This window comes from Plantactinospora sp. B5E13 (assembly GCF_039871775.1).
Taxonomy (GTDB): domain Bacteria; phylum Actinomycetota; class Actinomycetes; order Mycobacteriales; family Micromonosporaceae; genus Plantactinospora.
In genome coordinates this window covers 59,736-74,976 of record NZ_JBDPLT010000039.1, presented here as the reverse complement: position 1 = coordinate 74,976, position 15,241 = coordinate 59,736, and the positions used below count along the sequence as shown (strand labels likewise).

General features: G+C 70.9%; 8 protein-coding genes and 1 rRNA gene. 6 read left to right on the top strand and 3 right to left on the bottom strand.

Annotation, left to right across the window (positions count from 1 at the left end; translation table 11 throughout):
• Positions 1–8: 8 nt before the first annotated feature.
• Positions 9–125 (top strand): 5S ribosomal RNA (gene rrf, locus ABGB05_RS27495).
• Positions 126–309: 184 nt separating this feature from the next.
• On the opposite strand, the gene ABGB05_RS27490 is transcribed toward rrf, so the two are convergent.
• Both ABGB05_RS27490 and ABGB05_RS27485 read right to left on the bottom strand, forming a co-directional pair.
• Complete coding sequence (locus tag ABGB05_RS27490; RefSeq protein WP_347656808.1) at positions 310–1,110, bottom strand: serine protease; 801 nt, start codon at positions 1,108–1,110, stop codon at positions 310–312.
• A 140-nt stretch (positions 1,111–1,250) separates the two neighbouring features.
• Positions 1,251–3,203, bottom strand: a complete 1,953-nt coding sequence (locus tag ABGB05_RS27485) for a VanW family protein (protein ID WP_347656807.1) — start codon at positions 3,201–3,203, stop codon at positions 1,251–1,253.
• 275 nt (positions 3,204–3,478) lie between these two features.
• Between ABGB05_RS27485 and ABGB05_RS27480 the strand changes: the two genes are divergently transcribed.
• The gene (locus ABGB05_RS27480; RefSeq protein WP_347656806.1) at positions 3,479–7,867 is read left to right on the top strand and encodes an ExeM/NucH family extracellular endonuclease; all 4,389 of its coding nucleotides are present in this window, start codon (positions 3,479–3,481) and stop codon (positions 7,865–7,867) included.
• Between the two features lie 128 nt (positions 7,868–7,995).
• Positions 7,996–8,988, top strand: a complete 993-nt coding sequence (locus ABGB05_RS27475; RefSeq protein ID WP_347656805.1) for a hypothetical protein — start codon at positions 7,996–7,998, stop codon at positions 8,986–8,988.
• A 1-nt stretch (position 8,989) separates the two neighbouring features.
• Here ABGB05_RS27475 and murD read toward each other — a convergent pair whose 3' ends face one another.
• The gene (gene murD / locus ABGB05_RS27470) at positions 8,990–10,408 is read right to left on the bottom strand and encodes a UDP-N-acetylmuramoyl-L-alanine--D-glutamate ligase (protein WP_347656804.1); all 1,419 of its coding nucleotides are present in this window, start codon (positions 10,406–10,408) and stop codon (positions 8,990–8,992) included.
• 300 nt (positions 10,409–10,708) lie between these two features.
• On the opposite strand from murD, the gene ABGB05_RS27465 reads away from it, so the two are divergent.
• Genes ABGB05_RS27465 through ABGB05_RS27455 form a run of 3 tightly spaced genes read left to right on the top strand, consistent with a single transcriptional unit; the run spans position 10,709 to position 15,226 of the window.
• The gene (locus ABGB05_RS27465) at positions 10,709–11,410 is read left to right on the top strand and encodes a TetR/AcrR family transcriptional regulator (protein ID WP_347656803.1); all 702 of its coding nucleotides are present in this window, start codon (positions 10,709–10,711) and stop codon (positions 11,408–11,410) included.
• Between the two features lie 34 nt (positions 11,411–11,444).
• Positions 11,445–13,178: an ABC transporter ATP-binding protein gene (locus ABGB05_RS27460; protein WP_347656802.1), complete on the top strand. Its 1,734-nt coding sequence runs from the start codon at positions 11,445–11,447 to the stop codon at positions 13,176–13,178.
• The gene (locus ABGB05_RS27455) at positions 13,175–15,226 is read left to right on the top strand and encodes an ABC transporter ATP-binding protein (protein ID WP_347656801.1); all 2,052 of its coding nucleotides are present in this window, start codon (positions 13,175–13,177) and stop codon (positions 15,224–15,226) included. Before ABGB05_RS27460 ends, ABGB05_RS27455 begins: the two co-directional genes overlap by 4 nt.
• Positions 15,227–15,241: the final 15 nt, after the last annotated feature.

Below are 15,241 nucleotides of genomic sequence, written 5' to 3'. Positions count from 1 at the left end.
GATAGGGTTACGGCGGTTATGGCGGAAGGGAAACGCCCGGTTACATTCCGAACCCGGTAGCTAAGCCTTCCAGCGCCGATGGTACTGCACTCGTGAGGGTGTGGGAGAGTAGGACACCGCCGGACATTCTTTCAGTTGTGGGGCCGACCCTTTGCGGGTCGGCCCCACAACTGTTTTCACCGGTCAACTGCCCAGCGCCCGGATCTCCAATCCCGCCGGAGTACCGTCGGCCGACCGGATCCCACGGTGTCCCCGGCCGACCGGCGTCGGATGACGAACCCGGCCGGCGTCGGATGAACCGGCGCCGAATCAGCCGCCCAGGCTCGCCGCCGCGGACGCGATCGCCGAGGCGAAGTAGCTCACCTGGGTGTAGACACCGGGATAGTTGGCCCGGGCGCAGCCGTACCCCCAGCTGACGATGCCGACCTGGACCAGGCCGCTGCCGCCCTGCCGGAACATCGGGCCACCCGAGTCGCCCTGGCAGGTGTCGACGCCACCGGACATGTACCCGGCGCAGATCTCCTCGGCGGCGATGACGTCACCGTCGTACGAGTTGGGTCCGTTGCAGACCGAGTCGCTGACGAACGGCACCGACGCCTTCATCATGTACCGCTGCTGGGCGCCACCCTCCCGGGTCGCACCCCAGCCGGCGACGGTGAAGGTGCCGCTGTCGTACGCGGTGCTGGTCGCGATCGGCAGGGTGCTGAGCCCGGAGACCGGGCTGGCCAGCCGGATCAGCGCCCAGTCGTCGCCGTTGCCGTTGTAGCCCGGCGCCCGGTAGACGTAGTTCGACCGGACCTGGATCCGGCTCGACGACTGCAGGTCGACCGTGCCGAGTGTGGCGGTGATGCTGGTGTTGTTGCCGGTACGGCCGACGCAGTGCGCGGCGGTGAGCACCAGACGCGGGCTGTACAGCGACCCGCCGCAGCCCATCGAGAGCCGCACCATGAACGGGAACTCGCCTTCCGCGGCCCGGGTTCCGCCGACGACAAACGGGGTGACGTCGTGCTGGGGTGCGGCGGTGGCCGGTGCGGCCAGGGTGACGCCGCCGAGGGTCACCGCGGCGAGCGCGGTGGCGGCGAGACGGGTGAGGATGCGCCAGCGAACCATGGGGGTCCTCTCCAACCATGGATGGCGCGCCTTGTGGGCGCGCGCCGATCACGATGCCGGCAGCGTATGGACCAGCATCGGCGCATCACAATATGTCGATGGCATCCCGGATGTGTCATACCATCCGGCGACGGGCCGGGTCAGCCGCCGCAGAGGTACCGGGGTTCGGCCCGGTACGTCCAGCTGAACTTCTCCCGCTTGACCACCTTGCCGTCCCGGTGGAAGAGCCGCCAGGCGTCCTGGGTGAACCCGTTGATGCCGTTGGTGGGGATGCAGGACGGTCCCGGTTCGAGGCGGATCGTCGTCGGTGTGGTGATGTTCCGTCGGGGACTCCACTCGGTGGTGACCCGGTCCCAGACCTTCGTGCCCCAGATCGACACCGTGATCGAGTTCGAGGTGTACGAGGTGTCGATGAGTACGCCGTACTCGGTGTTGTTGCGGAACTTGAAGTCGAGGGTCGGCCAGATGATCGTGGACTCGATCACCGACGGGTAGCGGCTGAACCAGTACGAGTGCGGCTTGTGCTGCACGTCCTCGAGGCCGGCGTAGTACGTCGCGTTGAACAGGGTGGTGGTGAACTGGGAGATGCCGCCACCCACCCCGGGTACGAGCTTGCCGTCCTGGATGACCGCCGCGTCCTTGTAGCCCTGGGCGTAGCCGCGCTCCCCGGTGTGCCCGTTGAGGGAGAACGTCTTCCCCGGCTCGACCAGGGCGCCGTCGACGTCCCTGGCGATCGTCACGATGTTGTGGCTCCGGGGGTCGCTCAACCCGCCGCTGAACTGGGTGGTGAAGGTGGAGACCCGTTCCTTGATCCCCATCTTGCGCAGGTCCTCCACGGTGAGCTTCGGCTCGACCGCCTTCAGCGTCCCCCTGAGTTCGCGGCCGTCGGTCTTCGGCAGCACCGCCAGCAGGTCACGGCCGAGCGCGGCGGTGTCGACCCGCTGTCCTCCCCGCCCGGCGACCGTACGCGGCTTGCCGCCCTCGATCGACATACTGGCGTTCCGGGGCTCGATCTCGACCCTGCCGAGCTGCCCGGCCAGTGCGGTACGCAGCTTCTTGTCGTCGATCCGGGGCTTGATCTCGCCGGCCTTGTCGGCGGTGAGGACCAGGCTCTTCGCGATCGCGTTCGGGCCGATGGTGAACCTGCCGCGGTCGGTGCTCACCGTCACCGGTGCCGCCACCGCCGGCTTGGCGAGTTCGTTGACGAGCCGGTCCACCTCCTCGGCGGTCGTCGCCGGATGTGTTTCGACCAGCGGCACCACGACCGGCTGGCCGCTCAGCCAGCCGTCGCGTACCGCCGCCGCGGAGTCTGCGGCGCGCAGCTCCCGGCCCGGCCTCGGGTAGACCGGCTTCGGCGTGGTGCCGTCGAACCGGATTGCCGGCATCGTCATCCGCTGACCGGACTTCCCGGTGATCTTCCGGAGTTCCGCGTCGAGCTTCGCCTCGTCGACGGTGACCACCGGCTCGACCTTCCGGGAACCGAAGAGCAGGCCGAACGGGCTGGGCCGGTGGTCGACGGCGGCGGCGACGGTCGCCTCCACGTCGACCGCGAGGCCGATCGCGGCGGGCGTGACCTCACCGGTGCGGTCGCCGATCCGTACCGGGACGGGGGCGGCGAACGTCTCGGCACGCCGTTCCAGATCGGCCCGCAGCGCCTGCGCCGCCTCCGTCTGGCTCCGGCCACCCAGGTCCACACCGAGCACGGTGGTCCCGCGCGGCACCTCACCGGCGTACGCGTAGCCGACCGTGCCGACCCCGGCGGCGAGCAGGACGGCGACCGCGACACCGCCGGCGAGCAGTGCCCGCCGGGCCCGGCCCCGGGGCGGTGCCGGCGCCGGCTCCAGTTGGTCCGTGGTAGCGGTGGTCGCGGGCGGCCCGCCAAAGGTCGGGGTGGTCCCGGTGGCCGTCGCCGGTCCGGTGGTCCCCAGAGCGCCGCCGGACTGCTGCCCGACCGGCCAGGTGACGGCGGTGATCGGGATCGTCGGACGGTCGTCGACGGGCGGTGGCACGGCGGACGGCGGAACGGCAGCCAGCTGCACGGTCGGCTGCTCGTCGGCGGGCACTCTCTTCTCGCCGTACTGGCTCACGGACACCTCGATCAGCGCGACAGGCGGGCGGTCGTACCCGCTCGGCAAGACCTGGACGACTACGGTAGCCAAAACTCTTCCACAACCGGCAACGAACCTCCGTCGCATGGGCGCCGTCAAGCGCTGCCGTGGCGGGCACGGCCGTCGCCGGCGAGGTCCGGCGACCGTGCTGCCACGTACAACGGCCGAACATCCATGCTGTTCCGTACACCTGGCAGCTCTTGTTCCGACACCCCGCCCGCATATGCTCCGACGGTCTACTCCCTATCGGAGGCAACCTGATGCGCCGGAACAGACGCGGCCGCTCGCTCAAGGTGCTGGGCGTACTGGTTACCAGTAGTGCGCTCGGCATGACCAGCGGTGTCGCGGCCTTCGCCGCGGCACCCGTGGCGACGCCGTTTCTCAGCGAAATCCACTATGACAACGCCGGTACCGACACCGGCGAGGCCATCGAGGTCGAGGCTGCGGCCGGAACCGACCTGACCGGATGGCAGCTTGTCCTATACAACGGAAACAACGGTGCGCCGTACCACTCCCGGACGCTGAGTGGCAGTGTGCCGGCGTCCGGTGTGGTGGTGGCGACGTACCCGGTCGACGGCGTCCAGAACGGTTCGCCGGACGCGGTCGCGCTGGTCGCCCCGGACGGCGCCGTCGCCGAGTTCCTCAGCTACGAGGGCAGCTTCGCCGGGGTCGGCGGGCCGGCCGACGGGCTGACCGCCACCGACATCGGGGTCGCCGAGGCGAGCAGCACCCCGGTCGGGCAGTCGCTGCAGCGGATCGACGGGCAGTGGCGGGCACCGGCGCCGAACACGTTCGGGGTCCGAAACACCGGCGGGGGCGGCGACCCCGACCCCGACCCGGTCGGTTGCGACGTCGCCGTCGACCACACCATCGACCAGGTGCAGGGGACCGGTGACGCCACCCCGCTGGCCGGCACCCGGGTCACCGTCGAGGGCGTGGTCACCGCCGACCACCGCACCGGCGGCTACAACGGGATCTACCTGCAGACCGCCGGCAGCGGTGGGGGTGCCCCGGCCGCCGGGACCGCGTCCGACGGCATCTTCGTCTACCTGACCACCAACACCGCCAACCACCCGCAGGTCGCGGTCGGGGACCGGGTCCGGGTCAGCGGTACGGCGAACGAGTTCAACGGGCTCACCCAGCTCAGCATCGGCGCCCGCAGCGACGTGCAGATCTGTGAGCAGGGGGTGCCGCTGCCGGCGCCGGTGGCGCTGGAGCTGCCGCTGGACCCGGCCGGCCGGGAGTCGGTCGAGTCGATGCTGGTCGCGCCGGTCGGCGGGTACACGGTCTCCGAGGTCTACAACACCAACCGGTACGGCGAGGTGGTGCTGGCGGCCGGCGACAGGGCCGCGTCGATCCCGACCGACCTGGCCCGCCCCGGTACGCCGCAGGCGCAGCAGGTCGCGGCCGACAACAAGCTGCGCCGGCTGCTGCTCGACGACGGCAGGACCACCAACCTCTCGACCGCGAACCTGCTGCCGCCGTACCTGGCGCCGGACAGCCCGCTGCGGGTCGGCGACTCGGTGGAGGCGTTCGGGCCGACGGTGCTGTCGTACGGCTTCAACGAGTGGCGGCTGCAGCCGACCACCCCGGTCGCGGCGGAGACCCCGGCGGCCGGCCGGACCACGTTCAAGTCGACCAACCCGCGTACCGCCGCCCCGGAGAACGTCGGCGGTGACCTGCGGCTGGCCAGCTTCAACGTGCTGAACTACTTCGTCCACTTCGGCGGCGACGCCCGGGGTGCCGACGACGAGGCCGGCCTGGTCAAGCAGGAGGCGAAGATCGTCAAGGCGATCAGCGCGCTCGGCGCCGACGTGGTCGCGCTGGAGGAGATCGAGAACTCGGTACGGTTCAACGCCGCCGACCCGCAGCAGGCGCTCAAGCGGCTCGTCGCCGCGCTGAACACCGCCGACGGGGCGGGCACCTGGGACTACGTCCGTACCCCGGCCGACCTGCCGCCCGCCGCGCAGCAGGACTTCATCACCACGGCGATCATCTTCAAGCCGGCGAAGGTAACCCCGCAGGGCGCGTCCCGGTCGGTCAACGACGAGAGCGTCTGGTTCAACGCGCGGGAACCGATCGCCCAGACCTTCACCTCGGACGGCACCACCTTCACCGTGGTCGCCAACCACCTCAAGTCGAAGAGCAGTTCGGACGCGGCGACCGGCGACAACGCCGACACCGGCGACGGGCAGGGCGCGTTCAACGGCGACCGGGTACGGCAGGCGACCGCCCTCGTCGACTTCGTCGACGAGCTGAAGACGGCCAGCGGCAGCGACGACGTGCTGCTGCTCGGCGACTTCAACGCGTACACCCAGGAGGACCCGATGAAGGTCCTCCACGACGCCGACTACGTCGACCTGAACACCACCGGCGAGGCGAGCTACGTCTTCGGTGGCGAGTCCGGCTCGCTGGACCACGCGGTCGCCTCGCCGTCGCTGGCGGCCCGGGTCACCGGGGTCGACGTCTGGCAGATCAACTCGCACGAGTCGTTCGCCTTCCAGTACGACGGCCACCCGGCGTTCTACGCGGCCGACCCGTACCGGGCCAGTGACCACAACCCGATCGTGGTCGGGTTGGACACCGGCTCGACCGGCCCGGTCAACCTGCAGCTGTTGAGCGTCAACGACTTCCACGGTCGGCTGGAGTCGCCGGGCAACGCGCCCGACGGCCGGCCGGTCGGCGGGGCGGCGCAGCTCGCCGGCCTGGTCGACCAGCTGCGGGCGGAGAACCCGAACACCGCCTTCGTCTCCGGCGGTGACAACATCGGCGCCTCCACCTTCATCTCGGCGATCGACGGGGACAACCCGACGATCGACGCCCTGAACGAGATCGGGGTGACCGCGTCGGCGGTCGGCAACCACGAATTCGACAAGGGGATCGCGGACCTGACCGGCCGGGTCACCGACCGGGCCGACTTCCCGCTGCTCGGCGCGAACGTCTACCGGGGCGACGAGCGGGCGCTGCCGGCGTACTCGGTCAGCAGCATCGGCGGGGTCGAGGTCGGCTTCGTCGGCGTGGTGACCGAGCAGACCGGTTCGTTGGTCAGCCCGGACGGCATCGCCGGGATCACGTTCCGCAACCCGGTCGCCGAGGCGAACGCGGTCGCCGCCCAGCTGAAGGACGGCGACGAGGCGAACGGTGAGGCGGACGTGGTGGTGCTGCTCGCCCACGAGGGGGCGGCGACCGAGAACATCACCTCGGCCGAGGCGCTCGCCAACGACCCGGTCTTCGGGCCGTTCACCCGGGTCGACGCCACCATCGACGCGATCTTCAGCGGACACACCCACCAGCCGTACGCGTTCGAGGTGCCGGTCCCCGGCACCGACAGGCTGCGGCCGGTCGTGCAGGCCGAGGACTACGGCAAGCGGCTCGGCCGGGTCAACCTGACCTTCGACCCGGCGACCGGCGAGGTGACCGCCTCGGACGCGGCCCTGGTCGACGTGGTCGGGGCGCCGCAGGACCCGGCGGTGGCGCAGATCGTCGCCGACGCCAAGGTTCGGGCGGAGGAGCTCGGGCAGCAGCAGCTCGGCTCGATCACCGCCGACATCCGGCGGGCCTACAACGAGCAGGGCAACGAGGACCGGGGCAAGGAGTCGGCGCTCGGCAACTTCATCGCCGACGTGCAGCTCGCCGGCACCTCCGACGCCGGCCGGGGCGGGGCGCAGATCGCGTTCATGAACCCGGGCGGTCTCCGGGCCGACCTGCTGTACGCCCCGGACGGGGTGGTCAGCTACGCCGAGGCGTTCTCGGTGCAGCCGTTCGCCAACGACGTGGTGACGAAGAGCTACACCGGTGCCGAGATCAAGCAGGTGCTGGAGGAGCAGTGGCAGCCGGCCGGGGCGTCCCGTCCGGTGCTCTGGCTCGGCGTCTCGAAGGGCTTCTTCTACACCTACGACCCGGCGGCCCCGCAGGGTTCCCGGATCACGTCGATGAAGCTGGGCGGCACCCCGATCGACCCGGCGGCGACGTACCGGGTGACGGTGAACTCGTTCCTCGCCTCCGGCGGTGACAACTTCGCCACCCTGGCGGTGAAGAAGGACCCGGTCACCACCGGGGACAACGACCTCACCATGTTGGTCGACTACTTCGCGAAGAACTCGCCGGTCACCGCCGACCCGGCGCCGCGTTCCGAGGTCGGCCAGGGCGAGCCGGAGGGCCCGGAGTGCACGACGACGATCACCGGTCGGCACAGCCGCCCGTTGACCGTCTTCACCGGCACCACCTGCCTCGAGGACGCGACGATCTCCGGCCCGGTGACGGTCATGCCGGGCGCGTCGCTGGTCGCCACCGGCGGCAGCATCTCCGGCCCGGTCACCGCGACCGCCGCGGTGCTGGTCACCCTGGACGGTACGAAGGTCTCGGGTCCGGTCTCGGTGGTCGCCGCCACCGGTCAGGTGTCGATCGACTCCGGCAAGGTCAGCGGGCCGGTCTCGTTCGCGCTGAACACCGGCGGGGTACGCCTCGACGGCGTCACCGTCTCCGGCCCGGTCTCGGTGGTCGGCAACGCCGGTGACGAGCCGGTGCTGGTCGCCGGCAACACCATCAGCGGTCCGCTCTCCTGCGCGGGCAACAGCCCGGCACCGGGCAACGACGGCCGGACCAACACGGTCCGGGGTCCGGCGTCCGGACAGTGTGCCAGGCTGTGAGCAACGGCTGAGTTGATCCACGGGCAGCCGCGGGTCCGTCGACCGTTTGCGGTCGACGGGCCCCGCGGCTCGCTTTTTCCGGGGTGTGCGCCGCCCTGGGCGCGCGGCGGTGAGAGGGAAGGACACGGGTGACCCGCTACGAACCGGTGCCGTTGCCGACGGGGGCGGCGGAGGCGTCCCGCGCCGAGGTGACGGCCGGGGTGGTCGGCTGGGTCTGCGCGCCGCCGCTTCGCGACCTGGTCGCCGCGTTCGGCGGTGGGCTGCCGGACCGACTGCCGCCGGCGGAACTGCTCGAATGGCTCGACGGCTTCTCGGCGGTGTACTGGGACTTCCGCAGCCGGTCCGGCTCGGTGGAGCGGGACGAGATAAACGTCTCCGAGTTGCCGCCGGAGACCGTCGAGCTGGTCGGGGCGGCGGCCACCGCGCTCGGCCTGGTCGAGCCGCGTCCCGCCCCGACCCACCGGTACGACCACCTGCTTGTCCTCGGCGGGCTGGCCCGCTCCTGCCTGCACCGGACAGCGTACGCGGCCGAGCTGGTCCGCGGCGGCGACGTGACGGTCGACGAGGTCGCCGCGCTCGGCAGTTTCCGCCCGCTGCGGCCGGCCGAGACTGCGGACCTCGACCTGCCGGAGAGCCCCGGAGCCCCGCTCGGCTACGAGGTGGACGTGATGGACGTCGGCATCCGCCTCGGGTTCGGGTACGCCGAGCCGGCCGAGGAGCGGGCGTCGACCGGCCCGATCACCCACCATTCCTGGGCGGTCCGCAGCTACCGGCCGGCGGACGGGCCGCCGGTGCACGTACTGGCGGCGCCGTCGACCGAGCCGGAGACCCGACGGGCGCACACCTCGGACACGTACCACTTCTGGGCCGACGAGGTACGACCGGCGGCCGGGGACCGGGTCCTGGTGGTGACCTCGCAGCTCTACGTGCCGTTCCAGCACTGTGACGCGGTCCGGTCGCTGCGGTTCGGTTACGGCTGTCGGGTCGACACGGTCGGCCTCGACCCGGCCCGCCTCGGCGCTACGGGTGGTACGGGGCCGCAGCGGTACGCCCCGCACCAGTACCTGCAGGAGATCCGCTCGACGGTCCGCTCGATGCGTAACCTGCTCGGCGCGGCCTGAGTCAGCCGGCGGTGTCGGTGATCGCCTGCCGGAAGACCCGGGACCGGTGGGCGAAGTTGTCGAACCGACCGTAGCTGGGTGCCGCCGGGGACATCAGCACCACACCGCCGGCCGGGGTACGTTCGCGGCCGAGGCGTACCGCCTCGACCAGGTCGTCGGCGAGCACGGTGGTGATGGTGCCGAGGTCCTTGACCGCGTCGAGGATCCGGGGGCCACTGTCCGGGATGCCGATCAGGGTGGCGGTGACCTCGTGCTCGGCGAGGAACTCGCGCAGCGGCGTGTAGTCGACACCCCGGTCCTCGCCGCCGACGATCACCGTCAACGGCCGGTCCGCGTACGCCTCGATGGCGTGGATCGCCGACTGCGGGATCGTGGAGAGGGAGTCGTCGACGAAGGTGATCCCGGACGGGTCCTCGATCGGGGTGAGCCGGTGTTCCAGCGTCGGCAGGGTGGCCAGGGCGGCGGCGAGCCGGTCCCGTTCGGCGACGCAGTCGACGCCGACCGCCCGCAGTGCGGCGAGCGCGACGCAGAGGTTCCACCCGTTGTGCCGGCCGACGAGCCGCAGCGCGGTACGCGGGAAGAGCGGCTGGTCGCCGAGGCGTACCCAGTCGGTGCCGTCCGGGCCGGGGGCGACGTGGAACGGGTCGGCGGCGTCGGGTCGGCCCCCGGCAGAGTCGGCGGCGGAGCCGGCGGGAGCGCCGTCGACGCTGCCGGCCGGGACCAGGGGCAGTCCGGGGCGGGTCGCGAGTTCGCCGCGCAGCCGCTGGTCGTTGGCGTTGAACACGACGGCGCCCGGGCCGTGCCCGACGAGGTTGAGTTTGTGCCGGTAGTACTCGGCCTCCCCGCCGGACCAGTCGAGGTGTTCCGGGGCGAGCGAGGTGAGCACCGCGACGCCGGGCGAGTCGGTCAGGTCGGCGCACTGGTACATGGAGAGTTCGAGGACGTACCGGTCGGCGGGCGGCAGGTCGAGGACGGGGATGCCGATGTTGCCGCCCATCACGTTCGGCCGGTCGACCGCGCCGAGCAGGTGGCTGATCAGGTTTGTCGTGGTGCTCTTGCCCTTGCTGCCGGTCACGCCGACGGTGGCGGCGGCGTGTTCGGCCATCCAGAGCGCGGTGCCGCTGGTGATCGGGGTGCCGTGTTCGCGCAGGCGTACCACCCAGGGGTGGGTTTCGCCGATCACCGGGGACCGGACCACCACGTCGGCGGCGAGTAGGGCGTCGAGCGCGGCCGGGCCGGTGTGCAGGGGGGCGAGCTCGGCGAGCCGGCCGGTCCACGGGTTGGCCGCGTACGTCTCCCGGTCCATCACCGTGACCAGGTCGGCCGGCCCGACCGGGGCGATCGCGTTGACCGCGGCGACGCCCTCCCGGCCGGTGCCCCAGACGGCGACCCGACGACCGCGCAAGTCCGTCAACTGCACCCGACAACACCCCTGCCTGTCCGGTTCGACCCGCCGAAAAACCCTGGTACGCGCCCAAACTCTAGACGAGGACGTCCGGGGCACGTGGTGGTGACCGCGTACCCGCCGGACCCGGCTCTCCGGCCTGGATATCCCCGTTCGACGAGGTGCCGCACAGTCACCTTGGTGACTGTGCGGCACGGCGGCATGCGCGGGTGACACGTTCCGGTGGGGCCGCAGGGGTGTGATCCCCTCCACTGATCGGACACAAGCCAGGAAAATCGTTTGTGAGTGAGTCGCTCACTCACTACTGTTGCCGCCGTGCCTCACCAGGATCAGACGCCACCGTCCGGCCGGGCCCGGCCGTTGCCGCCCGACGAACGCCGCGCCGCGCTGATCAACGCCACCCTGGAGTTGATCACCGAGCACGGGGTCAAGGTCACCACCCGGCAGATCGCCGAGGCAGCAGGGGTCGCCGAGGGCACGATCTTCCGGGTCTTCCCGCACAAGAGCGGGCTGGTCCAGGTGGCCGTCGAGACCGCGCTGGACCCGGCACCGCTGTTCGACGAGTTGGCCGAGCTGGACCTGACCCGCCCGCTGGAGGAGCGGCTCGTCGAACTCGCCGAGATCCTCCAACGACGACTGACCAAGATCTTTAATCTGCTGCACTCGGTCGGCATGCACGGGCCGCCGGACGACGACAAGGAGCGGGCCAGGCAAGGGGCGCCAGGGGAACCGCCGCGCCTCACCCCACCGAACGAGGAGATCCACCAGGCCATCAGCCGGGTGCTGGAGCCCGACCAGCACCGGTTCCGCTACCCGCTGTCCGAGGTCGCCCGGCTGCTCCGGCTGCTCGCCTTCGCCGGCTCACACCCCCGGATCACCGACCACAACCCGCTCAGCGCCGAGATGATCGCCGCCGTACTGCTCGACGGCGTACGCGACCACGACCCGGACCGCCGCGACCCGGACCAGCGCGCGGCGGACCACCAGCCAGACCCATCACAACCGGACCGGCGATGACCGGTCACCATGCCCTGACCACGGGGGTTCGTTCATGCTGACCCGACTACTACGGACCTATCTGCGGCCGTACGGCCGACCGCTCACCGCCGTGGTGCTGCTGCAACTCGTCGGCACCATGGCCTCGCTCTACCTGCCCAGCCTCAACGCCGACATCATCGACAACGGGATCGCCCGGGGCGACACCGGCTACATCGTCCGGATCGGCGGCTGGATGCTGCTGGTCAGCGCCGTCCAGATCGCCTGCTCGATCGCCGCGGTCTACTACGGTGCCCGGACCGCGATGAGCTTCGGTCGGGACGTACGGGCGGCGATCTTCCACCGGGTCGTCGGGTACTCCGCCCGCGAGGTCGGCCAGTTCGGCGCCCCGTCCCTGATCACCCGGAACACCAACGACGTGCAGCAGGTGCAGATGCTCGTCGTGGTCACCTGCACGATGCTCGTCGCCGCGCCGATCATGTGCGTCGGTGGCGTGATCATGGCGCTGAACGAGGACGTCGGGCTCTCCTGGCTGATGGCGGTCTGCGTACCGGTGCTGGTGCTGGCGATCGGCCTGGTGATCCAGCGGATGGTGCCGCAGTTCCGGCTGATGCAGACCCGGATCGACACGGTGAACCGGGTGCTCCGGGAGCAGATCACCGGCATCCGGGTGGTCCGGGCGTTCGTTCGGGAGCCGTACGAGACCGCGCGCTTCGACACCGCGAACCGGGACCTGACCGCGACCGCGCTGCGGGTCGGCCGGCTGATGGCGGTGGTCTTCCCGATCGTGATGCTGGTGCTCAACGCGTCCAGTGTCGCGGTGCTCTGGTTCGGTGCGCACCGGGTCGACAGCGGCGAGATCCAGATCGGCGCGCTGACCGCGTTCCTGAGCTACCTGATGCAGATCCTGATGTCGGTCATGATGGCGACCTTCATGGTGATCATGGTGCCCCGGGCGGCGGTCTGCGCCGAACGGATCACCGAGGTCCTCGACACCGACCCGTCGGTCGTCCCGCCGACCCACGGCGTCACCGAGGTGCCGGTCCGGGGCGAACTGGAGCTGCGCAACGTTCGCTTCCAGTACCCGGGCGCGGCCGAGCCGGTGCTGCGGGACATCTCGTTCACCGCCCGGGCCGGTCAGACCACCGCGGTCATCGGCAGCACCGGCGCCGGCAAGACCACCCTGATCTCCCTGGCCCCGCGCCTGTTCGACGCCACCGGCGGCACCGTCTACGTCGACGGCGTCGACGTCCGGGACCTCGACCCGGACCTGCTGTGGAACAAGATCGGGCTGGTGCCGCAGCGGCCGTACCTCTTCACCGGGACGATCGCCAGCAACCTCCGGTACGGCAACCCGGACGCGACCGACGAGGAACTCTGGACCAGCCTGGAGATCGCCCAGGCCCGGGACTTCGTCGAGGAGCTGCCGGAGCGGCTGAACGCCCCGGTCGCCCAGGGCGGCACCAACCTCTCCGGCGGGCAGCGGCAGCGGCTGGCGATCGCCCGCGCCCTGGTCCGCCGACCCGAGATCTACCTCTTCGACGACTCGTTCTCCGCCCTCGACCTCGGTACCGACGCCCGGCTGCGGGCCGCGCTGCGCCCGGTGACGGCGGACGCGGCGGTGGTGATCGTGGCCCAGCGGGTCTCCACCATCATCGACGCCGACCAGATCGTCGTGCTCGAGGACGGGGCGGTGGTCGGCATCGGCCGACACGACGACCTGTTGGAGAGCTGTCCGACCTACCGGGAGATCGTCGACTCCCAGCTCACCGTGGAGGCCCTGTCATGAGCCAACCGACAAAGGCCCCCGGCCCGGCGGCCGGCAAGGCACCGTCCCGACTGCCGGGCGGTGGGGGTGGCGGCGGTGGCGGGCCGCGCTGGATGGCCGCCGGGATGCCGGCGGAGAAGTCGATGAACTTCGGCCCGTCCGCGAAGCGGCTGCTCGGCCGGCTCCGGCCGCAACGGCTGCAGCTCGTCGCGGTGGTCCTGCTCGCCGTGGTCAGCGTCGCCTTCAGCGTCGTCGGCCCGAAGATCCTCGGGCACGCCACCGACCTCATCTTCGCCGGCCTGATCGGCAAGCAGCTGCCGCCCGGCAGCACCCCCGAGCAGGCGGTCGAGGGCGCGCGGGCGGCCGGCAACGACGGCTTCGCCGACATGCTGGCCCGGATGACCGACCTGGTCCCCGGGGTCGGCATCAACTTCGGTCGGCTCGGTCAGGTGCTGGCCCTGGCGATGGCCCTCTTCCTCGCCGCCAGCCTGCTCTCCTGGTGGCAGGGCTACCTGCTCAACGGCATCGTCCAGCGGGCGATCCGGCAGCTGCGTACCGACGTGGAGGCGAAACTCAACCGGCTGCCGCTGCCGTACTTCGACGGGCAGCCCCGGGGTGAACTGCTCAGCCGGGTCACCAACGACATCGACAACATCGCGCAGAGCCTGCAACAGACCCTGAGCCAACTGCTGGTCTCGCTGCTGACCGTGGTCGGCGTACTCGGGGCGATGTTCTGGATCTCGCCGCTGCTGGCCGTCGTCGCGCTGGTCGCGGTGCCGCTGTCGGTGCTGGTCACCCGCGAGATCGCCAAGCGGTCGCAGAAGCAGTTCATCGCCCAGTGGCAGCACACCGGCGCACTCAACGGCCAGATCGAGGAGGCGTTCACCGGCCACGAGCTGGTCAAGGTCTTCGGCCGGCAGCGGGAGGTCGAGGCGGCCTTCGCCGCCAAGAACGAGGAGCTGTACAAGGCCAGTTTCGCCGCCCAGTTCGTCTCCGGGATCATCATGCCGTCGATGATGTTCATCGGGAACCTGAGCTACGTGGCGATCGCGGTGATCGGCGGGTTGCGGGTCGCCTCCGGCTCGATGTCGCTCGGCGACGTGCAGGCGTTCATCCAGTACAGCCGGCAGTTCACCCAGCCGCTGACCCAGGTCGCGTCGATGGCGAACCTGCTGCAGTCCGGGGTCGCCTCGGCGGAACGGGTCTTCGACGTCCTGGACGCCGCCGAGCAGACCCCGGACCCCGCCGAGCCGGCCCGGGCGACCGAGCGGCACGGCCGGGTCGAGTTCGAGCAGATCTCCTTCCGGTACGAGCCGGAAAAGCCGCTGATCGAGGACCTGTCCCTGGTCGCCGAGCCGGGCCACACGGTGGCGATCGTCGGCCCGACCGGCGCCGGCAAGACCACCCTGGTCAACCTGGTGATGCGTTTCTACGAGCTGGACGCCGGCCGGATCACCCTGGACGGGGTGGACATCAGCACGATGCGCCGGGACGAGCTGCGCGGCCAGATCGGCATGGTGCTGCAGGACACCTGGCTGTTCGGCGGCACCATCCGGGACAACATCGCGTACGGCAACCCGGACGCGACCGAGGAGCAGATCGTCGAAGCCGCGAAGGCGACGTTCGTGGACCGGTTCGTCCGCTCCCTGCCGGACGGCTACGACACCGTCATCGACGAGGAGGGCAACAACGTCAGCGCCGGTGAGAAGCAGCTGATCACCATCGCCCGGGCGTTCCTGTCCAACCCGTCGCTGCTGATCCTGGACGAGGCGACAAGTTCGGTCGACACCCGTACCGAGGTGCTGCTGCAGCGGGCGATGGCGGCACTGCGGCAGGACCGGACCAGTTTTGTCATCGCCCACCGGCTGTCGACGATCCGGGACGCCGACCTGATCCTGGTGATGGAGAGCGGCCGGATCGTCGAGCAGGGTACGCACACCGAACTGCTCGCGATCGAGGGCGCGTACCACCGGCTCTACCACGCGCAGTTCTCGCAGCCGGTGGTCGAGGAGGAGGACGCGGTCGTACCGGCCGGGCCGCCGGTCGGCGCGATGCCCCGCCAGCGCTGACCGGCTGGGCTCCGG